Here is a 23751-nt window from a genome sequence, read left to right on the forward strand (position 1 = left end):
GTGTGCAAGCGTTATGCTTTAGCCGTATCTTTGACTGGTAGGCTGCCTGAGCCTCCGACGGGATCAAAGGAGTCGACGATATAGTTGACAACGACGGGCTTGCCATCTTTGCGTGAGCGTTTCACCTTCCAGGTTTGTCCTGCGAGGAAGTCGATGCGCTCGCTTTTGGCGGCGGGCGGGTCCCAGGTGCTGGCCTGCCAGTGCGTGACGAGCTTGACGTCTGCACTCCCACCATCTTTGCTGATGGTGATGGCTAATTTCACTGTCTGATGAATCTCGTCAAAGAAGCTGGTGGTGACGCGTTTGTACCAGGCAGTCAAGCCAGCTATGTCGGTGACGGTGACTTCCGGGAAGCGAAATTCGATTGTTTCATCTTCCGTGACCATGCTGAGAAATGTTTCCAGTGAGACGTGGATGTCCAGGCTGTGATACCAGAGATCCACAAAGCGCTTTACTTCGGACTCACTCAAGGGAGTTGCGTTGCTCATGCGATTCTTTTTCCTCATCTTTTGCTACTGTGGCACAGTTGCCATATCTGCGGCATGGGATTATTTTGCGGCTGGCGTGAGATCCTGATATTTGGCTATTGCACGTAGATCTTCCCAGACCTGTGTCTCTTGTAGTGTTTTTTTGACTGCTTGATTTGTTCCAACAATCACGATGTCTTCGTTGAGATTGAGTTTCTGTAGGGCGAAGCTCAGTTCGCGTGCTGCTTCCTTGGACATTTTGGTGAGTTTCTCTACACGCAGGACGAGTCGTTTTGGCTTGAGTACGATGATTTTGTCGAGATCGACTTTGAAGGCTGGTACGGCGATGTCGTTAAGTTCTCCGTAGAGCACGAGCTGGACAAGATCTCCGGCGATATCCAGTTGGGTATCAAAAAGAGTCTGTGCGGGCATCAGGCGAACGCGGACGTTCAATGATTTCTGCGTTTTTGCTGTGGCTCCTCCAGACCAGGCTGGACGGTTGGCTTGTGATCCTGTCTTCTGCTTGGATGGCAATTTGACGGTTAATGCTGTGGCATCAAAGTCTGTATGTTCGGCTCCGTCGATCCAGACCTGCTCAATCTTGACGCTTCCTGGCGGTAGGATATCGGGCTGAATGCGTAGAATATTGTCTTTAAGCGCATTCACTCGGGGCTTGAAGTAGAAATCCATCGGCTGCTTGGTGATCAGCAGATTGGTGTAGACCGATGAGAGGTAGCAGAGCTCAAAGGAGTGATATCCAGACATGGAGTGGCTTCCTTTGAGGCGTTCTGTTCCTGTCAGATAGGGAGTGCCGTTGGCCAGGACGTTAAAGTAGACACCTCCATTATCCTGGTCCGGGAAAAAGGCGTTGTAGAAGGATTCAGATTCACGCGCCAGACTTTGATATTCTGGCTTCTTTAAGATGCCTGCTAAAATGAGATAGGCGAGAATGGCTTGCTCTTGCTGCCACCAGGCTTTGCGATCATGCCAGACGTAGCGATTCCAATCTTCACCCGCATTGCGTACACGCTCCATGACGTCGTACCAGCCGCCGCGTTCTTTATCCATGCCAACTGTCGGCATGATGGCGGCGATCTTCTGAGCCAGGTCGACATATTCGGTGTGAGGTCGCAGGCTGTTGATGCGCATCAGATTCCAGGCGATCTTGAGATTATGTCCTACTACGCCTCGGTTCTGTTGCCAACCCCAGGTGCTATCGTGGCTCCAATCTTCGTGGAACTTCTCCTGCACGAATGGGCTGTGTTCGTAGTCAGGGAAGTATTTCACGATTGTGTCAGCCGTATTGATCAGGAAATCTGCATATTTTTCTTCGCCTGTGGCAAGCCATAGGTTGATGAGATAGGCGGGAGCATGGTCTCCAACCGAGTTCCAGTTCTTACGGGCACGGTCCTGATTGAGCGATGCCGCACGGGGATCAAAGTTGACCGGATCGACGTGCGAGAAGTAGCCGCCTTTTTCGCGATCAAGGAAGAACTTGTCAAACAGGTTGATCGTCATCTCTGCATCGTGCAGGATCGTCGGATCTCCCGTGACGCGATAGGTCTGAATTGGACCTGCCAACGCGTAGATCTGCTCATAGGCTGGAATGGCATCATAGTCATCGCCAAATTGCGAGGCCAGAATTTTTCTGTCTTTTCCCTGACTTCGATCTGTACCATGATACCAGTAGACAACTCCTTCTTCCTCATCAATGGCGCGCATGTGATCATGCAGGTACGCCGTTCCTTTTTCAGCTGCCTCCAGATAGCGATCGTTGCCGGTAAGCATATAAGCTGTCGCAAAGCCATAGACCATACGTGAAATGGTATCTGTCTCCTGCCGTGTTCCCTCGATTTTCTGGCCCTCTAAGGTCAACTGCGTGCGATAGTTGTCATAATTGATCTGCCCATCGGGAAACTGCGCGTGCAGATAAAACTCAGCCAGAGCCTGTATCTGCTGAATCCACCAGTCGGGTGTCTCAAAGCGATACTCGCCTGGATTGCGTCCCGCGAAAATGATATGCTTTGCTTCGAAGGTATAGTCGTCGTGCTCTGGATAGAAAATACCGTAGGCAAACAGGTAGACGCCTATCTTTAAGGCTTGGTCCAGTGGCTGCCCCAGATCCTGGAAAGATTCTCCCAGATTGCGAAGCAATTCTCCATAGGTTGCCGCAGTTAATTTTATCTGAAATTCTCGCGCATCGGTCGTTTTTAGACTGAATGTCTGTGCTTCAGTATTCACAGAGGTAACATAGCCAGCAATCCCATCAGAAAAGGTGAATTGCATTTTATTCATGGATGAAAGTTCCTTTCTTGCACGTTTCCGGTCCTAAAGAATGTACGCCTCAAATTTCCTGATACACCGATACAATTTCTTCGTCGCGAATCCAGATTGGCTCTTTGATATAGGTTCCCTCCAGCGCGACTTGATAGAAAAGGAAGAGCGTATCGTCTTTTAGCTGATCAATACAGTGGACTTTATGGATCGTGCCTCGCAGTCCCCTGAAAGGACCATGGCTTACGACACATACTCTGTCACCGACCCTTAACTCGTTTGATGCCATTTCACAACTCACTTGTTCTCTGTATGTTTTGTCCAACAAGACTCTCACCAGGTTGTGTGACTTTCAAATGAGTCTGGCACGCTCAGTGTCAGTATCTATGCCCGTGCGAACATTGTGGACATGGCACCCTCAGCGTTGAGGGGCCTCGCCAGAAGCATTCAGCTATCTGGAAGTCAGTCAGAACTATTTCCACAATGTCGCAGGAGATACGATAGGAGTAAACTACTTGAAGACGATGAAATACTCCACAATGAGCAGCGTATCGCACTCTTTTGATATCACCTATCGTTGGAATACTTGGTTCGCCATGGACAGACTGCGTAACGTTGTCAGGCAGACCGGGCGTCTCAGTGACGCGTTCTTGTGAATGCCGTCTTTTGTGTGGCTGAGAGATCCGACAGTGCATGCTCTCTTCACAAGAACCGTAACTGTTCAGATTTAACGCGACACAAGTATCACAACACTATGGCTCTGTACATGGTAAGTATTCTGTATAAGTGCTTCCTCCTCTCCTACTTCCGCAAAATCTTGCGGAGAGGGCATAGATGTATCGACAATCTTGTACCACTTGCGGGTGGAGAGCAGCGGAATCTCGAAATCCAGTTCTTGCCAATCCATGTTGAGAATGACAAAGATATCGATATCCTCTGCGCTCTCCGGAACGGCGACACTGCCCAGCGTAAAGCCCAGTACGCGGCACGATGGATCGTACCAACCGGGTTGATTACACACACATCCATGCCAGCCGATATCCGGGAGGCCGCGATGATTGACCTCGCCGGTAAAAAATCTAGTCCGTTGCAGAGAGTGAAGACTCTTGCGGAAAGCTATCATTTTTTGAAAGAAGCGTAGCGTGTCCTGGTTTTTATCGGTAAGTGTCCAATCGAACCAATTGATCTCGTTATCCTGACAATAGGTATTGTTGTTGCCCTTTTGGGTCCGTCGCACCTCATCGCCTGCCACAAACATCGGGATACCCTGTGATACCATCAGGATCGCGCAGAAGTTCTTGATCTGCTGGATACGGAGCTGTTCAACATATGGATTATCTGTTTCGCCCTCAATCCCACAATTCCAACTGAGATTTTCATCGATGCCATCGCGATTGCCTTCGCCGTTGGCATCGTTATGCTTATTGTTGTAGGACACCAGGTCATTTAACGTAAATCCATCATGTGCCGTTAGGAAGTTGATACTGTTAATTGGGAGGCCACCATTCCATTGGAAGATATTGGCGCTGCCGGCAATCACATCGGCTGCATTGGCGACCACTGTTTTGCCATCCCGATAGCCCACGTCACCCTTGACAAAGCTGCGGATGGCATCTCGATAGCGGCCATTCCACTCTGCCCAGCGATAGCCGGGAAAGTAGCCGATCTCATAGAGGCCAGCGGCATCCCAGGCTTCAGCAATTACTTTGGTATCTGCCAGCACCTCCGAGAGCTCGATCTGCCAGATGACGGGCGGATAGGCCATCGGCGAGCCATCGCTATCGCGGCTCAAGATCGTGGCCTCATCAAAGCGGAAGCCATCGACATGCATATCGGTGACCCAGAATTGCAGCGCCTCAACCACGAGCTTGGATGTGATCGGATGATTGGTATTCAAGGTGTTGCCGCAGCCTGAATAATTCATATAGTACTGGCGATCATCGGGCGAGAGGATGTAGTAGGCGTCGTTGGCGAGTCCTTTGAAGTTGATTGTGGGGCCGCGATGATCTCCTTCGCTGGTATGGTTGAAGACGACATCAAGAATAACTTCGATATCCTCCTTGTGCAACGCTTTGACCATGTCACGGAACTCGGTGATGTGCTGTCCCGTTTCTGGCGACTCGCAGAAGGAATTTTGTGGTGCAAAGTAACTCAGTGGATCATAGCCCCAGTAGTTAGTTAAGCGCTCGCCGGCCTCATTGACTTGCTTGACTTCTTTTTCGTCGAAGTCAAAGACTGGATTGAGCTCGACTGCTGTGATGCCCAGCGCTTTGAGATAAGGAATCTTTTCAATCACGCCGGTAAATGTTCCAGCGTGTTCAACATTGGCCGTCTCTGATTTGGTGAAGCCTCGCACGTGCATTTCGTAGACGATCGTTTCGCTCATGGGATGCTTTAGCGTTTTATCGCCCTCCCAGTCGTAGGTAGAGGTGTCAATGACGACGCTGCGCATTGCTGTGCTGATGTTATCTCCTGGACCACAGGCGGCTCCACGGTCCCAGAGCGTATTCGTATTGCCACGCGCATAGGGATCAATTAAGACTTTGGACGGGTTATAACGATCTCCACGCCCGGATAGATTCTGTTCGCCGTCTACGCGATAGGCGTAGTGGATGCCAGGACCAATGTTTGACACGTGGATATGCCAGAGCCGAAATGTTTGATGTTTGTTCGGGTCAAGGCTGATGGTCAGTAATGGCTCGGGATCATCGTGACTGTCGAACAGTAAAAGGTCTACAGACGTTGCGAAATCCGCAAAGATGGAGAAGTTCACACCATTTTGATCTGGAGTCGATCCCAGGGGATGAGAAAATCCCGGACTGATGGTGTATGTAGTGCCATTTCTGTCAGTGACCTTTGTCTCTAACAAAGTGGACGCTCCCGTCGATCTCTCAATAGTCGTCATGAGTGTTCTCCTGTACTAGGATAGGGTGGGTAGCGTGTATAAATGTATCGTTGTTGTGCGTGCTCTCTGACGAGAGCTCTATTGTGTCTCTGCTTTGTTTTGGGATTTTAAAGGTGACCATTGATCAACAAATCCCTGGGTGATTTCGATGATGTTTCCCTCTGGATCAGCGATCCATGCGGTACGCCATCCCGGAATAATCGTATCGAAGTTGATTGGTCCGAGCGTCACGTGCGCCTCTTCTCCCAATTGTGCCAACTTATCATCGACGCCTTCCACGCTGAAAGCGAGATGTCGCCAGCCAGGATACTCAGGACCTGATGCTTCGGCTGGCGGCGCTGGAGCCTCTTTGGTCGCGTGGAAGATTTCCAGATACATGTTATCCTTTTTCAAGAAGACGATTTGCTCGTTTCCCAACGGGACCACTCTGGCTCGCTGAAAGCCAAAATGTGTGGTATAAAAACGCTCGATGGAGAGCGGATCTTTGGCTGTGATAGCCATATGTGAAAATGTTGATGCTACCATGTGTCGTACTCCCTGGACGTCTCTTTCGCGACCAGTTTCTCGATGATGGCTTGCGCGAAGAGATGGCAGAGGGGACCCGAGCGTCCAGTGATAAGGTCACCATCGATGACGACATCTTGATCGGTGTAGATTGCGCCCATGTTGCGGACATCTCCAATCAAGTTGTTGTGCGCCACTACCGGTCGCCCACGTACCAGTTCGGGAGCAGGAGCGACTAACCACATGCCGTGGCAAATGATCCCTTTGACGATCTCTTTTTCTGCGAATGCCCTTCTGAGAAACTCGGTTGCTGGCGGTGTTTTATGCACGTCTTCCGTGTAACGCAGGCGATCTGAAACGATGGCTGAGGGAACAATGATCGCTGCATAGCTTCTGAGTGTCTCATCATCCATATTTTCAAAGCTTTCGTGGCACTCAAATGGAGCTTTGTATTCGTGGCCTGTAAAGGTGATGGAGGGTTGTCCCCAGAGACGAGTGAGAAAATGGAGTTCGATCCCCTCCTCGGGAAAGCGATGCTCGTAATAAAAGATCTCTTTTTCGTAGTAGTCACTTTCAAAAAGGACACCAACTTTTTTCCCTGCTAAGCGTTGCTGTGGCATATGCCATTCCTTTCCGGTCTTCATCGATTGTGAGTGGTCATCACTGGGTTATTGCTTGCGTAGACCATAAGCGTCTTTCACAAGATCAGCTGCTTTCTCTGCGATCATCAAGATCCCGGCGTGGCAGTTTCCGGAAGGAACAACTGGCATGACGCTTGCATCGGCGACACGTAGTCCCTCGACGCCGTACACACGCAACTGTGTATCGACAACTGCCATGGAGTCGCGCCCCATTTTGCACGATCCGGCCTGATGATGGTACGAATCGGCCGTTTGCCGCACGAAGTCGCGGAGTTGTGCGTCGGTTGTGAGATCGGCTGTCGGAGTCAGTTCTTGCTTGATCCAACCTGAGAATGCCTTGCTTCTAAAGATCTGGCGCGAGATTTTGACTGCCTGGACAAGGCGCTCAAGATCGGAGGCGGCAGAGAGATAATTGGGATTCACTAAGGGATAATCTAAGGGATCGCCGCTTGCCAGACGTATCCAGCCTCGTGAGAGCGGTCGGACGACTCCCGGCAGGATGCTGACCGAGTTTGGATGTCCCTGTCCAATGATGATGTTGAATGGGACATGGACAAATCCTATCTGGAGGTCGGGACCGATCCAGCCTGGCTCTGATTTGCAGAAGAGTGCGCTCTCGGAGAGGTTCTGGTGTGGTGTGGGCACTGGCTGCGATGCTTCGCAAATCACGCCTGTGAGCACGTGATTATGGAAATTCTCGCCGACCCCAGGGACGTCAGCGACCACAGGAATACCAAATTGCTGCAGCTGCGTCGAGGAACCAATCCCCGAGAGGAGCAGCAGTTTGGGCGATTCAATGGCTCCCGCGCTGATGATTACTTCGTGGCGTGCGTAGGATGTCTCGAGTTTTCCGTTGCGGTTATACTCCACACCAATACAGCGCTTCCCATCGAATAAGAGTCGTGTGGCTTGCGCGTTCGTGCGCAGCGTCAGGTTAGGTTGCAGGAGCGCGGGCTGGAGGTAGGCGACGGCATCACTATGACGCTTGCCGTTTTTGATGTTGACATGATGCCAACCAGCGCCTTCCATATTTGGTCCATTGAAGTCAGCGGTCTCCGGATAGCCTAGCTCTTTACAGGCTTCAATGAAGGCGGCTGAAGTCGGATTGGGCTCGTGTAGTCGTGCATTGGCGACGTGTAGCGGCCCGTTTTTTCCAGCGACAGGACTGGTATCATCTTCTTGATCTTCCAGTTTCTGGAAATAAGGCAGGACGTCTTGATAGCCCCAGCCGGGACAGCCGTTGTAAGCCCAGTTGTCGTAGTCGGATGCATGTCCACGGATGTGCATCATGATGTAGAGATTACTGCTTCCTCCCGGCAACTTGCCCCGTGGCTCGGATGTGACACGATTGTTGAGGCTGGGTTGCGGAACACTCTTGTATTTCCAATCGATGGCTGAGCCCAGTAGCGTAAACCAGAGCGAGGGATTGTTGACATTCTCTGGCACTTCAGGGCCACCAGCTTCCAGCGCCAGCACCTGGACAGAGGGATCTTCGCTTAGTCGTCTGGCGAGAACTGAGCCAGCAGAGCCAGTTCCAACCACTATAAAGTCATGTTCGCTCATGAAAACCTCTCCTCTCTTTTCAACTCCACCTGCTCGCGCCGTGCTCTGCGCCGCAAGCGTGGATCTTAATCAAGCTTCTGATTGACAAATGGAGCAAAAGGAATGGTGTCATGAAAGTTTGCCATGTAGACGATGCGACCTTCCTCAAGTCGGAAATAGTTGGCAACATTCGCTTCTATTGGCACCCCTTTGGCATTGGCCGCCGAAATATGCGAGATGACACACGCTTCGGAGCCCTCTACGACGACATGGCGCGGTTGATTGATGAACCTGGAATAGCCTTTCTTCATGCCATCGATCGCGCCCCGCAGTACTGCGATGCCTTCAACATGGCCGGCCAGCTGCTCGTCAATGACGATATCGTCGGCGAAAAGCGTCAACCAGGTGTCCCAATCGCTGTTATTGACGGTCTCATAATATTTATTAACAATATCTCTGGTACTCATCGTATTCTCTCCTTAAACATATAAATCCAAAATGTATTCGAGAGGCCATGGAGCGACATGCCTGACGCCGCTACGCCAGGCTGTATGTGTTGACGGCTTTCGATAGGATATGATCGGGAATTTCGTCTGTGATGACGAGGTCGATCAGGAATGGTTCGTCGTCTGCGAGCGCCTGACGGATCGCTGGGCGGATCTGTTCGGCTGTTTCGACCCGTATCGCTCGTACTCCCATGGCTTTTGCCAGATCGTCGAAACGAATCTCGGGGCTATGCAGGTCAAATGAGTTGGGAAACTCATGTTCGGGGGCCTCGATCTCGCGCCAGTATTGCTGGATGTTCAGTCTAAGCAAGCGGTAACTACGGTTATTGCAGATGATGAATTTGGCTCCGATATGATGACGGGCCGCTGTCCAGAGGGCCTGGATGGTATACATGCTGCCACCATCGCCGCTAAATCCGATTACAGTCTTGCCAGGATTCGCAAGCTTCAGGCCAATGGCGCCGGGAAGCCCTACCCCTAGTGAACCTCCTCGTGTCAGGAAGTAGTGTCCTGGTAGCGTTGCTGGCAGCGCGTATGAGATGTCCGGGGATGTTGTGAGGGCTTCGTCGAAGATCACGACATCCTGTGGAAGCTGGCTGGCTAGCTCTTCCATAAATTGCGACGCGTGGAGCGGTGAGGTGTTACGTCTGGCTTTATCTGCCTCGCGATGGGCCTCAAGTTCTTGTTTTCTCGCCGCGACGCTCTGGTTGAGACGGCCGTTGGCTGCTGCGTGCTGATCAACGGTCATACTTTTTTCTAATTGAGCTCCTAAGGCTGCCAGGGTCAATTTGGGATCGCTGACGATGCCAAGATCAACGGGAAAATTTTTAGCAATCTCATAGGCATTGAGGTCCACATGAATAATCCTGGCCTGTGCATCAAATACATCATCCAGGGCTGGAAAGACCTCAGGGAAAACATAGGTGCCACAAATAAGGACGGCATCGGCTTTTGATGTAATCGCTCGACTGTGCTCACCAAACATGTGTCCCAGTTGTCCTTTGAAGAGAGGATGGTCCGCACTCATATTGACTTCCGATGAATCAGCGCCCCATACCTCAGCACCGAGCAACTCGGCTACTTTTGTTAACTCGTTCTGAGCTGCTGAGGTTGCGATGCCATCACCCATAATAATCAGTGGTGTCCGGGCTGGTGCCAGAAACTCTGTCGCCTGGATGATATGCTGGCTCTCAGGTATGGTGCGTGTGATTGGGAAAGAGGTCTGTGTGACACGATCCTGGAGCGGCGCGTCAAGGATATCCATGGGGAGGCAAACAAAGACGGGTCCCATGGGAGGCGTGGCAGCTAGCTTGATGGCTCGTCGTAAGACGCGCAGGAGCGACGATGGATCAATGACGCGTGTGGCCCATTTGGTGACAGGTTCGGCCATGGCAACGACATCGGCGGCCATCTGAGCGTCCATAGCATCGTAACGAATGCCGGCATCGCCGTTAAGCACGACCAATGGTGCATGCCCACGTTTCGCTTGATAAAGCATCCCAATCCCATTGCCGAGGCCGACTCCACTGTGTAGCTGCACAACCGTTGGTTTTTTTGTGGCCCGAGCGTAGCCATCGGCCATCGCCACCGCGATCGTCTCCTGCAACGTCAGGATATATTTAAAATCGGGATAATAGTTTTCCAGTGCATCCAGAAAGCCTTGCTCTACCGTGCCAGGATTCCCAAACATATAGTGAATATCGTCGGCGAGAAGCTGTTCAATGATTGCAAAACGGCCAGTTTTATCTGTCATAAATGTTTGCCCTCCTTAAAAGTTCCTGGTCTATTTCCGTGAACGACGCGGGTGCCAGTTGCGCCATGACTGACGTTCACGGAGGACGCTGTAAAGGCTAACACCGAAAACATTCATGCTGCCTCTTTGTGTGAGTTCGTACTCTGATCAGTGCGACAAATTGTAGGGGCAAACTGTCTACCATCCATATCTGGTCAGGTTATGCTCCAGTACCTCGACGATTTTCTGACCGGTTATATACGAGTCGTGGGTAGAGCGACCAGTGATAAAGGGATAGTCAACAATGACAGAGAACTCGTGACCGAAGTTTCCGTGATATTGTCCGTCGGGAGCGGTGGCGTCTCGCAAGATATATTCCAGCGGAAAGGGAGGAGGTCCCATGTTGATGTCCGATCCGACGAAGCCAGTTCCATCTTTATAGTCATATTCTTTACAGTGTCCTGTGACATGCTTCCCCTTGATGATACTTTTACGGTCCCCAAAGTCGCGAGCAAAGGCCAGGCAGGTGACTCCATAGCATTCAGCTGCTACGGGTTTGCCTGCTCGATAAAATGACAGCAACAGGTCATGCACGCGATGATTATTGCCCATGTCGACAATCGGGCCACTACCTCCGACCAGCAAGAGAGTCGCATACTCTTCAACAAACTTTTGGGTCTCATCCACTGCGTTGTTGTAGGCTTCCATCTCACGTAAGAAGTTTGAAGAACTCCAGTAAGGCCGATCGGGCATTAACTTGGCGATATTCAGAGGATGGTTGAGTCGATCAGATTGATCCAGGGCTCGTACTTTGCGTGCCGTTTCACTACTCGTGACCGATTTACCGAGAGGGGGATCGATGAAATCGGGGTCCATACTACCAGGAATGGGGACTGGTCGCTTGCCAGTTGGTGTCGCAAAGATGGATTCATATCCCGCCGCGTCGAATGTTTCTAAAGGCCCAAGCAACTCTTCTCCCCAGTATCCCCATTCTGATAAAACAATCAGGATCTTTTTTGTCATCATGTCACCTCTTTTTTGAGTACAAGCACACTGCGTCTACTTACTTTGTGCACAAGAAAGGGATATCCTATCTTCTTTATCCCTTCATTAGAGTAACATGTGATGCTTTATATATACTCTATAGAGGTTCTATGTTCAGTCTATACCTCAACAAGAATTGGGGGATAATATATCTCGTATCCTTCATTTGATAATTTGACATTAGGGAAAGAGATGATATAATCTTGGCAGTATACTATTTCATCTGCTGCTTATTTTCTTCTTCCATCTCTAACTACCGTGTAATGTCTATTGCATAGGAAAGATATTGTACCTTTCAGGTTCTATCTCACAGGATAGGAAGAGCATCATAAGGGGATCATCCATGGAAGGCCATATACGAAAAAAAGCGCGAGCCAGTATGCAAAAAGTGGATTTTTATGATGAGATATTAAGCGTGGCCCTGGTCGAAAATGCCATGTATGTGGCAGTACAGCCGATTGTGCATAATTTACTGCTCGATTGGGAGATTCAGTATCAGTACTTGATTACTGATATATTGTTATCAAAATATATTCTCTCAATTACAATGTGTGGCGATGATGGGAAACAGCAAGATATGTTGTGCCTCCATCTGGAGTATCTTCCTGGTTGGCTGTTTCACCTTCAGACGATCCCTCAAAAAGATAAGCTGATGCGTTACCAGAACGAATGTTTTCAGGTCCTGTGGAGATGCTTTCAGCGCGAATGGACCGCCCAGCTCCTGCTTCAGTATCACTTATCGTTAGCAACCCCGTTGTTGATGGATACAGATGAGCTCTCGGCTACGCTTTTACAGATACGTAATACCGCTTTATCGGTGGCTCAACTGGCCAATGAGCAGCTTACCTTGCCTCCCTCTGTAAGCTACCCTGCTTCTCTGGTGGTCCTTTCCCAACAGGAACTCGAATTGACGGCCGTAGTTCCCCAAAATCTTGCCAATCCTATTTCAGAAGTGCAGATAGATGAGATTCGCCTCACGATTAAAGCGATCTGTGACCTACTTGAAACCAAAGGGACAACGTCAAAGAATGCCTATCGCTATATTTTTGAAGAACTCTATCAAAGCTATGGACTCACATCGTACAGGTTGTTATCCCAGGATCTCTTTGATGAAGTGCTCACTTTTTTGACGAACTGGCATCAAACGCTGCTAGATTAGTCCCGGCCTGGTCTCTGGTGCTCCTGATGCCAGTTTTTTACACAAGAAAAAACGTTTATACGACCTCTCCACGCATCAGGGTTTGAAATAACGTCACGGTCTCTGGCATTGGATCAACATTCATCTCTTCATGCAAAACGTGCATGCATAATTGATACTGGCGTAAAGCGTCATGCCGTCGGCCTTGCATGGCATAGATCCGTATCAGATGTTGATGAGCTTCTTCATCACAATGATTTTCGGCCAAGATCTTGGTGGTCCAATGATGAGCTTTTTCATAGTTTTTCATCGCGATATGGTAGCGACTCTGTGCGTGACACATAGAGATATAGATCTGTCGGAGCTGTTCTCTAGGCTGAAATGACCAATTCGCATAGAGATCTTCTAGTAGAAAAGGTCGCTTATAGAGAGAGCAGGCTTGTTCAAAATAAGAGATGGATTTCTCTCCAATTTCTTTGCGACCCATCGCGTATAAGCGCACAAACTCATCGATGTCGGTATGGATCAAGAGCGCTGTGTCCAGTTGATACAGGCCCTGCTTGTAGATGATGTATTTGTTTGTTTCTTGTTTGTCTTTCTGTTCCTGGACGCTTTTTTGCAAGGAGCGACGTAGTAGGCTGACCGCAACGTATAGCTTATTCAAGGCGATGTCCGGAGGATCATCGGGCCACAAGAGTGTCATCAGGGTATCGGTGGTGGCGCTCCGGTTTTCCTGGGTGACGAGATAACGAAAAATTGCTTGCCCATTGCGATTGGCACATAACTCCAGCGGCACACCTGCACGCCGTAGCTCAAATGGCGCCAGGCAGATCGCGTACAAATCTGGCTTCTGAAGCTTTACTGGTATTCTGGTTTCTTCCAGCAGGAGGGGGTCTATCTGATCGGAATGATGTGGCAACAGTCTCTTTGCAATACTTTTCTGGGCTGATGTGAGTCCTTTGATGAAAAGAGTTTGCTCATCCTGAAAAATCATCAGGCACTCCTGAAACTGTTTCTGTGTATCTGCAATTTCTATACTGGTTGCCAGTAACAGTTGTTGGAGTTGCGCTTGCTTGTCATAAACGGCAATGAGGGTCTCGAGCGAGTGAGCCAGATCCCGCTGTTCATGTGGTACGTACTGGTTTGCGAGTACCAGCAGAGCCATGCCTTCCGAATAACGTGCCTGGGTTAAATATGCCCATCCCTGCTCCAGTAGCAGCTCTACGGATAAATCTGTGGTGTTTGTCAGAGCATTTGATGGCGTGAAATGCTGTGATGATGTCATATTTGTCTCCCTATATACGAACTTACAAATTAGAGACACATTGACAGAATTCACTTTACATATTTGACCATAACAGTATCCATGTTCATGAGAAGCAAGGCGGGGGTCTTTGAGTTGTCTTCTCTGGATACGAAGATTTGTTCCCTCACCAAACAATGTGTTGTGATGCTTATCACTATAAGGCAAACACTGGAAATGAGTCAATTTGGTTTGGGAATGTATCACTTTTCTGGATTTAGCGGCAATCAGATAAAGTAGATCTTCACAAATCTTTGAATTATAGGCATTGTTGCACTGTGACATGTCTTTGCAGTCAGATGAAGAACGTGAGATAGTGTTCTATCTGAAGGCATGCAGGTATGAGAAATGCAACCAGGCAGCTCTGGTATCTTTAACACATCCTTGTGTGTTTTGGTACTTGTATTGCTTCGTAAAGAATCTCCATTGATTCTCTAATTACCTGTTTGTCTGGTGTAAAGCTCATTGTTTTTTACCAACACTTGTGCTTTAAAACCTGTTTAAGCATACCCGCTAGCAGGGTATATTTACAATAGGAATCTATAGGCAAATAGAAGGCGTTTGTTAGGCAAATTTGAAGCGCTCTAATTTTTTTATAAACGTTTTCGCCAATTCGAGGGAGGAGTAGGGATTCTGTCCGGATATGAGGTTGCGGTCTTCGACTACGTGTGATCCCCAGATGAGATCGCACTTTTCATAAATACCTCCCAGGCGTCGCACCTCAACTTCGAGCACAAATGGGAGTTTGCCTGCCATCGTGGTGGCTAGCTCTTCTCGGTGTGAGAAACAGGTGATGTGATAGCCTGCAAAGGGCCAGTTACTTTCGCTATCTCTTAAATTGAGGAGCCCACAATGCCCATGGCATACCGCCGCGATAGGTTTATCCATCTCCAGGACCCAGTGGAAGAGCTGTGTCAGCTCGTCGGATTTTGTCATGTCGCCGATCGCGCCGTGTCCGCCGCTCAGATAGATGCCGTGATAGGATGCTATCTGTTCTCTGGTGAAGAGGTCCAGATTCAATGGATGCTTTAATTGTGGGAGCGTTTTGATCAGTTGCGCATAGGCGTCGGCGTGAGCAACATCGTCATCGTAGGAGCCTTCTGGCCTGACGCGGCTCAGACATGTGGGATCGATACTCGTCTGATCTACTGTCGGACGTATACCGCCAATGGTGGCAATATCGATGTCATAGCCTGCTCGCTCAAAGAGTTGATACGGAACGACTAATTCCTCAGCCCAGAAGCCAGAAGGATGCATCTCTCCATCGATCAGATGAAGCGTCTTCATATGTGTCATAATAATGAGAATCTTCATGATGCTAACATTCCTTTCATTGAGAGGGATATGAATTGATGCAACCGTCGTAGCGTCGTGCCCTCGGGCACGATGTCCCACTCGACGTATGATCAGGCACCCCAGTGTGGCTTGCCGAGATCGTGCTGTTTCGTACGTCGAGTGGGACATCGCACGCGAGCGTGCGACGCTACGTGGGTTGTAGGCGCGTGAGGACGCGTCTGGTAAGGATTCTGGTCATGTATGCTCGATATTCGGCTGAGGCGACTAGATCTGTGATGAGACCTTGCGTCAGGTCTGTCCATGGTATATTGGCGATACTTTCGTGGGTGAACCGTTTCCCTGTGAGTTCCTTTTCAACTGAAAATAAACGGAGCACCTGTCTGGACACTCCGGTCACGGCGACGCGACACTGGCTGACAGTTTTATCGCTGGCTAGCGTGATTGTCGCCGCTACGCCGCAGATAGCGTTTCCGGTGGCGCGATGCTTGAATTTTTCGTAGGCGCTCCTTGTGTTGGATGGATGTGCTGGAAGGTCGATCGATGTGATGATGTCATCGTTGGCCAGAGTGAATGTTCCATTATAAAAATCGTCCGCTGCGATTGAAAATGCTCCGCGCGGAGCAAAGATGTTGATACTTGCTCCTTCTGATAGCACGATCGCAGGTAGATCTGCTCCAGGACTGTTCTGGGCCAGATTTCCTCCGATGGTGCTGCGGTTGCGGATCGCTACTCCTGGAGTGCTCTTTACGGCCTCGACCAGCGATTGGCGATGTTCTTGATTGTGGATATCTTCGACTATCTCCGTGAAGGTGACCATCGCACCGATACGACTGCTCCCATCTGCACGATGTTCAAGCGTGTGCAGCGCTCGAATTTTGCGGAGATCGACCAGGGTAGAGGGGGTGGCCTTGCGAAGCTTCATCTCGTTGAGAAGACTTTGTCCGCCTGCCAGCAGCCGTGTTCCTCTCTCTCCTAGCAGAGCCACGGTATCTTCAAGATTGTCGGGTGCTGCATAGTTAAACGCTACAGTAATCATAGAGTCTTCTCCTATCAAAGAAAGAATCGTATTTCCCAAAGAGATCAAGCGTATTGCAAGGCTCGACGCTACTTATTTATTCAACTTTATGCAGGACCCGCCAGATTTTTTCAGACGTAATCGGCATTTCAATATGGCGCACTCCCAGATCTGCGAGTGCGTCACAGACAGCGTTCGCGATTGCTGCGGCTGGCGGGACAGTGGCGATCTCGCCAGCACCCTTGAGACCCAGCTTATTGTGAGGTGACGGTGTGACGGTATAATCGAGCTCGTAGTCAGGAATATCGGAGGCTTTGGGCAGCGCATATGTCATGAAGTTATCTGTCAGGAGTTCACCCTGCTCGGTATAGATTGCCCTCTCCATCAATGCCTGTCCGAGTGCATGGGTGATGCTTCCTTCTACTTGTCCACTTACAACCAGAGGATTCCCAATGGTGCCGACGTCGTTGACTGCGATGTAGCGCTTAATCTCGATCTCTCCCGTCTCATCATCTATCTCAACCATGGCGATGTGGGTGCCGAATGGATAATTGAAGTCGGCCGGATCGAAGACGCTGGTGATATCGATATCGGGCTCCATGCCTGGTGGTAAGTTCCAGCCGTACCAGAGAGCCAGTGCCATCTCCTGAAACGTTTTGGTTTTCTTGGGATCGTCTTTCACAAAGATTTTGCCGTCTTGATAGACAACGTCTGTCTCTGCTACTTCAAAGGTATGAGCGGCAGCCTGACACATTTTTTCTTTGATCTTGAGCGCCGCCATATGCATTGCGGGTCCACCAACACTGTATGAGCGGCTACCGTAGGTGCCTTGTCCGAAGGGAGCCTTTTGCGTGTCGGAGTGGAAGACCTGGATGGAATCCATGGGGATATTTAACTCTTCGGCGACGATCTGCGCAAAGGTCGTTTCGTGACTCTGTCCAGTCGATTTTGAGCCGAGCATGATGCTTACCTCACCGCTGGGGTGAACGCGGATATTCGCGCTTTCCCAGGTGCCACCAAGCATCCCTTCCTTTGACATACGCGTTGATGGACCAACTCCACAGACTGCGACGAAAGATGCTAATCCAATACCAATCCTCTTACCGCGCTGTCGCGCCTCTTCTTTCAGGGCCTTCATTTCATAGTAGCGTAGCATCGCCAGAGCACGATCAAGTGTCGCTGGATAGTTGCCTGAGTCATAGAGCCACCCTAATTGATTATCATAGGGAAACTTATCGGGGGGAATCATATTTTTATAGCGCAGTGCCGCCGGGTCCATGCCGATTTCTCGCGCATAGAGATCGACTATACGCTCTGTCAGGAAGGTCGATTCCGCTCGACCAGAGCCGCGCTGTGCTCCCAGTGGCACGATGTTGGTGAAGACGGCGAACACCTCACAGAAGGCATTTTCGATGGCGTAGACTCCTGTGATGCTACGTCCCATGAGGGCCGTCGCTACACCAGGACCGATCGTCGAAGGATACGCTCCCAGATTAGCATAACTGGTACAGCGGAGTGCTGTGATCTTCCCATCTCTGGTACCGGCCAGCGTGATATGCTGCTTATGATCGCGTCCCTGTACCGTCGAACGCATCAAGCCACTGCGCGTATCCACCCACTTGACCGGCCGACCGAGCTCTTTTGATAAGAAAAGAACCAGAGCCATGTCTGGATAGATGTATCCTTTGGTGCCAAAGCTGCCACCGATGGTGGGGGCTATGACGCGGAGTTTATTAAAGGGGATGCCTAATATAAGTACAGAGAGTAAAAAGCGATGGTTATAGGGAGATTGGGTGGTGGACCATAATGTATATTCTTCGGTAATCTGATTGTAATCACCAATCCCGCAGCGAGGCTCTATGGGATTGTTGATGGTTCTCTGATTGTAGAGGTCGAGCTCCACGACAACTTCTGCGTGCGCTATGGCCTCATCTGTAGCGGCCCGATTCCCACAGGTCCAGTCGGCGTTCAAATTATGAGGCACTTCCTCATGCAACTGGGGGGCGTTATCTTTGAGCGCTTCTTCTGCATCGACGACGACTGGTAGCGGCTCGTATACGACTTTGATGGCTTCAAGTGCGTCGTCAGCCTGATAACGTGTCTCTGCCACGACCGCTGCTACTGGATCACCGATAAAACGCACTTTCCCATTCGCCAGTACGGTACCGGCTCCTGGTAATCCAAATGGATGGTGCGGAAAGTGAGACTCGACGCCTCCAGGTATCCAGACGCAGGGGAGTGGCATGATTTTCCCGTCGATATCTGCATAGGTGATGATGCGTACGACCCCGGGCATTTGCAAAGCGGCACTTGTATCGATGCTCTTGATGTTGGCATGAGCGTATGCGCTGCGTAATATCGCCATGTGCAGCATGTTTGGAAGCTCAATATCGGCAGTAAACTGAGCCTCTCCTCGGAGCATCTGCGGGTCTTCGCGACTTTTTAGCGGTGAGCCTAGAATTTTTTGAGCCACGATTTCTCCTCTTAATCCGATCCAAATATTTTTTGTCGCGCTTTATGAGACTACGGGACGCTCTCTAATCGGTTAACACCCCTTCGGGAGCGGCTTCGACTGCTTGCTGACTTTGCTTGACAACTGCTTCTACCGCTCGCACGATGCTGTTATACCCTGTACAGCGACACAGGTTTCCGTCCAGAGTGGAGCGAATTTCATCTTTATCAGGAGCCGCATTGCGTTGTAAAAGATCCTGGAGCGTCATAATCACACCGGGAGTACAGAAACCGCATTGCAGCCCATGCGTTTCCCATAAACTTGCCTGAAGACTCGTCAGTTGACCGTGGGTGGATGCTCCTTCGATGGTTTCTATGTGCGCATTGTCTGCTTGTATCGCCAGCATTGAGCAACTCGTGGCCAGCTTGCCATCAACTTGCACAATGCAGGTTCCACATTGTCCTGTGTCACAGCCAATTTTTGTGCCCGTCAACTTTAATGTCTCACGGATGAAATCCACTAGAAGCAGCCGTGGTTCGACATCTGCTGTATGCAGCTGACCATTGACTGTTACCCGGATCTGCATAACGTTTTCCTCTCGTGACTTTCGCTTATTTGACTCCTGTAAAGTGATAGGAAATTTTGCTATTCTTCAAGACAAAAGCGTCAAAGACGAATGCTGGACCAATATCGGTCATCACATGGGCATCGAAAAAGATTGCGTCTGGCCCTTCGGTAAAATGGTCGGTGGAGATTACTTTGATATTTCCGAGCGTCTTCAGGTATCCACGAAAATGATCTTTCAAGGCGGCCCTTCCTCTGACTTCGAAGTCGAGTCCCATGAGTACGGCATCTTCGTTGTAGTGATTATCGATCAGGCCATCGATATCGTGAGCTGCGATGTAGGCGAGTTGCTCATCATAAAACTGCCTGCCAAAAGATGTGGCCATCTTCTTTCTCCTTCTCATTTTTTGTACGGATTAATAAGATACAGAATACCATTTGCCGCTTTATAACTGCTTTACCGATGCTTTACTACTACTTTGTGTCTCTTTAACAAATTTCATCTTCCACTTGCATTTGCTTATTATCGATGCTAGACTGAATTGCAGCGGGTTGCCTTTGATGTTGTTTTCATTTATTATGGAGAGGAGCAGACGTATGCCAGATCGCACTCAAGGCTCTGATGTAGGCCTGAAACCAGCAGCTACACGGGAAGAGTTGATCTTTCTTCTTACTTGTGCCTCTGAGCTTGAACATGGATTGGCTTGTGCGTATTTGTTTGCCGCTTACTCGCTTAAAGGCGATGTACGTGAGGGCGGTTTAACTGCCGAACAGGCTACCAGTGTTCGCCTATGGCGACGACGCCTTGCCGCTTCGGCTACAGATAGACTGTTGTACATGATCCAGATCTCGAATCTGTTGACCGCTTTAGGCGAGAATCCATATATCCAACGTGTTGAATTTCCGCTTTTGACTGCGGCTGATAGTGCCAGTGGTGGACTGACTTTGCGGCCCTTCTCTTCAGCAACTGTTGAGCAACTGGCTATGTATGAGCGTCTCAATGCCCTTCTCGATGCGCCAGGATCTCCTCTGGCGGATGCCCCTGGACAAGCTCCCGATAACTTTGCACGCTCTTCGATGACCAATGGAGAGCTATATGCCAAGATTGCGCTGAGTCTACGTAGTTTGCCTGCTGATGATCTCTTTATTGGCTCTCCAGACACTCAAGTGCAAGGGGGGGTTCTCAATCTGGACCGTCAACCCATTGCCGTGATTGATCAGAACTCGGCGCTCGCCGCTGTGGCGTTGATTACTGGGACCTCGGAAGATGCGCCGGCAGTCGTATCCGGGACGCCGGCCGATGAGCCGATGACTATTCCCACTGAGTATGCACTGCTCCTGGCCGATGCTCAGCAGGAGGGGAGGCCGTTTGAACCTGTGCGTCCGGTTGTGGCTGATCCAAGGACCTCTATTTCTTCGTCCGATGCCGTAAGCACGCAGCTTGTCGATGAACTCACCGTCGAGGCTGCTGACATCTTTAATCGTGCCTATGATACCTTTTTGATGCTGCTACAATGCTTTATTACGCGTGCCGATGAGTCTGCTGTCGATCTCGAACAGCTGTCACATGCTCTCACACAGATGTTTTATAGCGTCATTCGTCCCCTGGGAGAGGCGCTGGCACGTCTGCCGGTTGATAGCACATCTCTGCCGGGACGTTGCGCGGGTGCGCCCTTTGGTGATAAAGGCCATATGAATGTATCGGCGTTAGCACATCATACACCTGCCTGGGCGCTGTTCGAGGAACGGCTCTGGCAGTTGGCTCTGGCAGCGACAAAGCTGCGCGTGCGGCTACCTGTGCCTATCGAGATTCAGGAGGCGACCGCTGCTCTACAAGATCTGGCCTGTCAATTTGCTCCAGCCGAGGGACCGCACGGTGTCGAGGAGAAACTGGTAGCGTTGAGAGCTCTACAAAGCTCGTTGCCGAGTAGTATTCAGTCATCCATTAATGGTCCCTATCTTGTGACCAACGCGGAGCTGCTGAAGACGTGGTTGGGAGAGGTTGTCCCAACGCGACCACAGATGGCTTTTTGTCGTTGCGGCGCGTCTTCTACGAAGCCTTTCTGCGATGGAACCCATGCTCGCGTCGATTTTACGAGCCAAAAAGATCCCGGACGTGTGGCCGACCGGCGCGATACCTACCTTGGTACGGCGCTCACCGTGTTTGATAATCGCGGTATCTGTGCTCACTCAGGCTTTTGTACAGATCGACTTTCCACAGTATTTCATGCTGGCGAGGAGCCGTTTGTTAGTCCCAACGGTGCCAGAATGGATGAAACAATTCGCGCCGTACGTGCCTGTCCCTCTGGTGCTCTCAGCTTTGCGCTCGGAGATGTCGAGGCACGTAACCAGGTTGACCAGAATCGTCCGCCCGCGATCGAAGTCTCTAAGGATGGCCCATATCGCATTACGGGACATATTCCTCTGAAAGATGATCAGGGTAACGATGAGGTGCGCAACGCAGGCGTTTCCCTGGAGCATTATAGCTTGTGTCGCTGTGGCCACTCCCAGAATAAGCCCTTCTGTAGTGGGATGCATTGGTATGTCGATTTTCACGATCCGGTGCCCCCGGAGACGCATGATCCTTCGCTGTTTGAGTGGATGGGAGGCTTGTCGGTGGCGACGCGTATGACTCATCTCTTCTATGACAAGTATATCCCACAAGATCCTTTACTGCGGCCGATATTTGCTCATATGTCTCCTAATCATCCTGAACGCGTGGCGTCCTGGCTGGGTGAGGTCTTTGGTGGGCCGAAGAATTATTCAGGACAATGTGGAGGCTATTCCCATATGCTTTCACAACATATTGGCAAGGGTATTACTGAGGATAAGCGTGCTCGCTGGGTTAGCTTGCTGATGCAGGCGGCCGACGAAGCTGGCGTTCCCGCTGATGCTGAATTCCGCTCGGCATTTGCTTCATACATTGAATGGGGCTCGCGGCTCGCTGTGGAGAATTCGACCATCGGAGCGCATCCACCGTTACATATGCCAATGCCGACCTGGAACTGGGGGACCGCTGGATTGCCCTCATCGAGAGTCTCAGCGCTCGTTCCACCGGTAGAAGAGACTGTGGCGCCGTTACCAGGCGAAAATGAGGAGCTTCATTTCACTGCTCATATCAAACCTCTGTTTCGCTTGCAGGATCGGCAGTCAATGACCTGGGTTTTTGACCTCTGGTCATATCAAGACGTCGTCAAGCACGCAACAGCCATCCTGGCACGGCTCCAGCAAGGATCGATGCCCTGCGATGGGGCCTGGCCCTCTGAAAAAGTAGAGGTTTTTCGACGCTGGATCGAATCCGGCACAAAAGAATAATCCAGGACACGAAAACGAAGGTTTTATAGAGGAAACATAGAGTGCCTGGCTCTATACTTGCATAGAAAGAATATCTTCAAAAAGGAGGATTGAGACATTGAAACATTGCGCAGGCAGTCTGACCGCTCTATGGAGAACTCTCAGATCTGCCGAGGCGCAAATCCATTTTTCCTCTGTGGATCAGTTATCTCTCTGCTGGGGCCAGCACTCTCTGGCACGGCTCAGTTGATGAATGCCTTGATTGTCTTTCGTGCGTATCTTCTATAACTTCTCTCTTCAAAAAGAAAGCACACCGTTACCTGATGGGAAATTACATGGGTTCTCATGATGAGAAGCCCGATCGAGAACCGAGGTTGAGGCAGCGCGTCATTCGCGATACTGCTCGTGTTGAGGCATTTAGCGACGGGGTCATAGCCGTAGCAATTACATTATTGGTCCTGGATATCCGTGTCCCGAATGTAAAACCTGAGTTCCTCTTGCAAGCGTTGGTGGATCAGTGGCCCATGTATCTAGGTTATCTTACCAGCTTCCTTGTGATCGGTATCTTTTGGGCCAATCATCACAACATGTTTTGCTACATCGAGTGTGTAGATCACTTCCTACTGCTGATTAACACCTTTTTTCTCATGTGTATCGTCTTCATCCCTTTTGCCACCTCTTTGATGACACAATATGTCAACGTTCCCATTGCTGAACATATTGTTACGGCCATCTACAGCGCCACGCTGTTCTTTAATGGTCTCTTTTTTAGTGGTATTTGGTGGTATGCCACTACGAACAATCATCTCCTTTATGAAGATATTAGCGTTCCGGCCAGACGTAAGTTGACAATCAGCTACATGATTGGATTGCCCATCTATCTGGTGTCCTTTTTCGTCTCACTTCTCAACGTTGAAGCCAGTATGGCCTTGTATATTGTGGTAGCCATCATATACAGCCTTCCGAACCGTATGCGGGACATTGATTTTCCGCCAAGACATTTAGCGAAATAAGCAAAAAGAGAGTCGGCACGCAGTGCTAAGTTGTCTGCGTGCCGACTCTCTTTTTGCTTGC

At 50.1% G+C, this 23751-nt stretch carries 20 protein-coding genes; 4 read left to right on the forward strand and 16 right to left on the reverse strand.

Annotated features, from left to right (window positions below; all coding sequences use genetic code 11):
• Positions 1 to 11: 11 nt before the first annotated feature.
• The 10 genes from AC27N8_RS10580 to AC27N8_RS10625 form a co-directional block, all read right to left on the reverse strand.
• Entirely contained in the window at positions 12 to 488 is a 477-nt protein-coding gene (locus AC27N8_RS10580) for a hypothetical protein (RefSeq protein WP_487066723.1), read from the reverse strand.
• A 60-nt stretch (positions 489 to 548) separates the two neighbouring features.
• Positions 549 to 2762 carry an AGE family epimerase/isomerase gene (locus AC27N8_RS10585; RefSeq protein WP_487066725.1) on the reverse strand — a complete coding sequence of 738 codons (2214 nt, stop codon included), beginning with the start codon at positions 2760 to 2762 and terminating at the stop codon, positions 549 to 551.
• A gap of 49 nt (positions 2763 to 2811) precedes the next feature.
• A complete protein-coding gene (locus AC27N8_RS10590) occupies positions 2812 to 3030 on the reverse strand; it encodes a hypothetical protein (RefSeq protein ID WP_487066727.1) in 219 nt (72 codons plus the stop codon).
• 438 nt (positions 3031 to 3468) lie between these two features.
• The gene (gene glgX, locus AC27N8_RS10595; RefSeq protein ID WP_487066729.1) at positions 3469 to 5646 is read right to left on the reverse strand and encodes a glycogen debranching protein GlgX; all 2178 of its coding nucleotides are present in this window, start codon (positions 5644 to 5646) and stop codon (positions 3469 to 3471) included.
• A gap of 78 nt (positions 5647 to 5724) precedes the next feature.
• The gene (locus AC27N8_RS10600; RefSeq protein WP_487066731.1) at positions 5725 to 6171 is read right to left on the reverse strand and encodes a VOC family protein; all 447 of its coding nucleotides are present in this window, start codon (positions 6169 to 6171) and stop codon (positions 5725 to 5727) included.
• The gene (locus AC27N8_RS10605) at positions 6165 to 6770 is read right to left on the reverse strand and encodes a DJ-1/PfpI family protein (protein WP_487066733.1); all 606 of its coding nucleotides are present in this window, start codon (positions 6768 to 6770) and stop codon (positions 6165 to 6167) included. Before AC27N8_RS10605 ends, AC27N8_RS10600 begins: the two co-directional genes overlap by 7 nt.
• A 48-nt stretch (positions 6771 to 6818) precedes the next feature.
• Positions 6819 to 8354 (reverse strand): GMC family oxidoreductase, encoded by a 1536-nt coding sequence (locus AC27N8_RS10610; RefSeq protein ID WP_487066735.1) that lies wholly within the window; start codon positions 8352 to 8354, stop codon positions 6819 to 6821.
• A 65-nt stretch (positions 8355 to 8419) separates the two neighbouring features.
• The gene (locus AC27N8_RS10615) at positions 8420 to 8800 is read right to left on the reverse strand and encodes a nuclear transport factor 2 family protein (RefSeq protein WP_487066737.1); all 381 of its coding nucleotides are present in this window, start codon (positions 8798 to 8800) and stop codon (positions 8420 to 8422) included.
• Between the two features lie 70 nt (positions 8801 to 8870).
• Positions 8871 to 10592, reverse strand: a complete 1722-nt coding sequence (locus AC27N8_RS10620) for a thiamine pyrophosphate-binding protein (RefSeq protein ID WP_487066739.1) — start codon at positions 10590 to 10592, stop codon at positions 8871 to 8873.
• A 177-nt stretch (positions 10593 to 10769) separates the two neighbouring features.
• Positions 10770 to 11594, reverse strand: a complete 825-nt coding sequence (locus tag AC27N8_RS10625) for a type 1 glutamine amidotransferase domain-containing protein (protein WP_487067923.1) — start codon at positions 11592 to 11594, stop codon at positions 10770 to 10772.
• Positions 11595 to 11958: 364 nt separating this feature from the next.
• On the opposite strand from AC27N8_RS10625, the gene AC27N8_RS10630 reads away from it, so the two are divergent.
• Positions 11959 to 12774, forward strand: a complete 816-nt coding sequence (locus AC27N8_RS10630) for a phage antirepressor N-terminal domain-containing protein (protein ID WP_487066741.1) — start codon at positions 11959 to 11961, stop codon at positions 12772 to 12774.
• A 55-nt stretch (positions 12775 to 12829) separates the two neighbouring features.
• On the opposite strand, the gene AC27N8_RS10635 is transcribed toward AC27N8_RS10630, so the two are convergent.
• The 6 genes from AC27N8_RS10635 to AC27N8_RS10660 form a co-directional block, all read right to left on the reverse strand.
• Entirely contained in the window at positions 12830 to 14038 is a 1209-nt protein-coding gene (locus tag AC27N8_RS10635; protein ID WP_487066743.1) for an AfsR/SARP family transcriptional regulator, read from the reverse strand.
• Between the two features lie 582 nt (positions 14039 to 14620).
• Positions 14621 to 15370, reverse strand: coding sequence for a type 1 glutamine amidotransferase domain-containing protein (locus tag AC27N8_RS10640; protein ID WP_487066745.1), 750 nt, complete (start codon positions 15368 to 15370; stop codon positions 14621 to 14623).
• 169 nt (positions 15371 to 15539) lie between these two features.
• Positions 15540 to 16388 carry an FAD binding domain-containing protein gene (locus AC27N8_RS10645; RefSeq protein ID WP_487066747.1) on the reverse strand — a complete coding sequence of 283 codons (849 nt, stop codon included), beginning with the start codon at positions 16386 to 16388 and terminating at the stop codon, positions 15540 to 15542.
• 76 nt (positions 16389 to 16464) lie between these two features.
• Positions 16465 to 18840: a xanthine dehydrogenase family protein molybdopterin-binding subunit gene (locus AC27N8_RS10650; protein WP_487066749.1), complete on the reverse strand. Its 2376-nt coding sequence runs from the start codon at positions 18838 to 18840 to the stop codon at positions 16465 to 16467.
• A gap of 64 nt (positions 18841 to 18904) precedes the next feature.
• Positions 18905 to 19405, reverse strand: coding sequence for a (2Fe-2S)-binding protein (locus AC27N8_RS10655; RefSeq protein WP_487066751.1), 501 nt, complete (start codon positions 19403 to 19405; stop codon positions 18905 to 18907).
• Positions 19406 to 19430: 25 nt separating this feature from the next.
• Entirely contained in the window at positions 19431 to 19769 is a 339-nt protein-coding gene (locus AC27N8_RS10660; protein ID WP_487066753.1) for a nuclear transport factor 2 family protein, read from the reverse strand.
• Positions 19770 to 19980: 211 nt separating this feature from the next.
• On the opposite strand from AC27N8_RS10660, the gene AC27N8_RS10665 reads away from it, so the two are divergent.
• From AC27N8_RS10665 to AC27N8_RS10675, 3 genes are all read left to right on the forward strand, one after another.
• Positions 19981 to 22698, forward strand: coding sequence for a CDGSH iron-sulfur domain-containing protein (locus AC27N8_RS10665; RefSeq protein ID WP_487066755.1), 2718 nt, complete (start codon positions 19981 to 19983; stop codon positions 22696 to 22698).
• Positions 22699 to 22827: 129 nt separating this feature from the next.
• Positions 22828 to 22965: a hypothetical protein gene (locus AC27N8_RS10670; RefSeq protein WP_487066757.1), complete on the forward strand. Its 138-nt coding sequence runs from the start codon at positions 22828 to 22830 to the stop codon at positions 22963 to 22965.
• A gap of 47 nt (positions 22966 to 23012) precedes the next feature.
• Complete coding sequence (locus AC27N8_RS10675) at positions 23013 to 23690, forward strand: TMEM175 family protein (protein WP_487066759.1); 678 nt, start codon at positions 23013 to 23015, stop codon at positions 23688 to 23690.
• The last annotated feature ends 61 nt before the right edge of the window (positions 23691 to 23751 follow it).

The organism is Dictyobacter sp. Z7_2 (genome assembly GCF_057551105.1).

Bases quoted from the DNA above. Each gene is read 5' to 3' on its own strand.
- AC27N8_RS10580 (WP_487066723.1), bottom strand. From the start codon at position 488: ATGAGCAACGCAACTCCCTTGAGTGAGTCCGAAGTAAAGCGCTTTGTG.
- AC27N8_RS10585 (WP_487066725.1), bottom strand. From the start codon at position 2,762: ATGAATAAAATGCAATTCACCTTTTCTGATGGGATTGCTGGCTATGTT.
- AC27N8_RS10590 (WP_487066727.1), bottom strand. From the start codon at position 3,030: ATGGCATCAAACGAGTTAAGGGTCGGTGACAGAGTATGTGTCGTAAGC.
- glgX (WP_487066729.1), bottom strand. From the start codon at position 5,646: ATGACGACTATTGAGAGATCGACGGGAGCGTCCACTTTGTTAGAGACA.
- AC27N8_RS10600 (WP_487066731.1), bottom strand. From the start codon at position 6,171: ATGGTAGCATCAACATTTTCACATATGGCTATCACAGCCAAAGATCCG.
- AC27N8_RS10605 (WP_487066733.1), bottom strand. From the start codon at position 6,770: ATGCCACAGCAACGCTTAGCAGGGAAAAAAGTTGGTGTCCTTTTTGAA.
- AC27N8_RS10610 (WP_487066735.1), bottom strand. From the start codon at position 8,354: ATGAGCGAACATGACTTTATAGTGGTTGGAACTGGCTCTGCTGGCTCA.
- AC27N8_RS10615 (WP_487066737.1), bottom strand. From the start codon at position 8,800: ATGAGTACCAGAGATATTGTTAATAAATATTATGAGACCGTCAATAAC.
- AC27N8_RS10620 (WP_487066739.1), bottom strand. From the start codon at position 10,592: ATGACAGATAAAACTGGCCGTTTTGCAATCATTGAACAGCTTCTCGCC.
- AC27N8_RS10625 (WP_487067923.1), bottom strand. From the start codon at position 11,594: ATGACAAAAAAGATCCTGATTGTTTTATCAGAATGGGGATACTGGGGA.
- AC27N8_RS10630 (WP_487066741.1), top strand. From the start codon at position 11,959: ATGGAAGGCCATATACGAAAAAAAGCGCGAGCCAGTATGCAAAAAGTG.
- AC27N8_RS10635 (WP_487066743.1), bottom strand. From the start codon at position 14,038: ATGACATCATCACAGCATTTCACGCCATCAAATGCTCTGACAAACACC.
- AC27N8_RS10640 (WP_487066745.1), bottom strand. From the start codon at position 15,370: ATGAAGATTCTCATTATTATGACACATATGAAGACGCTTCATCTGATC.
- AC27N8_RS10645 (WP_487066747.1), bottom strand. From the start codon at position 16,388: ATGATTACTGTAGCGTTTAACTATGCAGCACCCGACAATCTTGAAGAT.
- AC27N8_RS10655 (WP_487066751.1), bottom strand. From the start codon at position 19,405: ATGCAGATCCGGGTAACAGTCAATGGTCAGCTGCATACAGCAGATGTC.
- AC27N8_RS10660 (WP_487066753.1), bottom strand. From the start codon at position 19,769: ATGGCCACATCTTTTGGCAGGCAGTTTTATGATGAGCAACTCGCCTAC.
- AC27N8_RS10665 (WP_487066755.1), top strand. From the start codon at position 19,981: ATGCCAGATCGCACTCAAGGCTCTGATGTAGGCCTGAAACCAGCAGCT.
- AC27N8_RS10670 (WP_487066757.1), top strand. From the start codon at position 22,828: ATGGAGAACTCTCAGATCTGCCGAGGCGCAAATCCATTTTTCCTCTGT.
- AC27N8_RS10675 (WP_487066759.1), top strand. From the start codon at position 23,013: ATGGGTTCTCATGATGAGAAGCCCGATCGAGAACCGAGGTTGAGGCAG.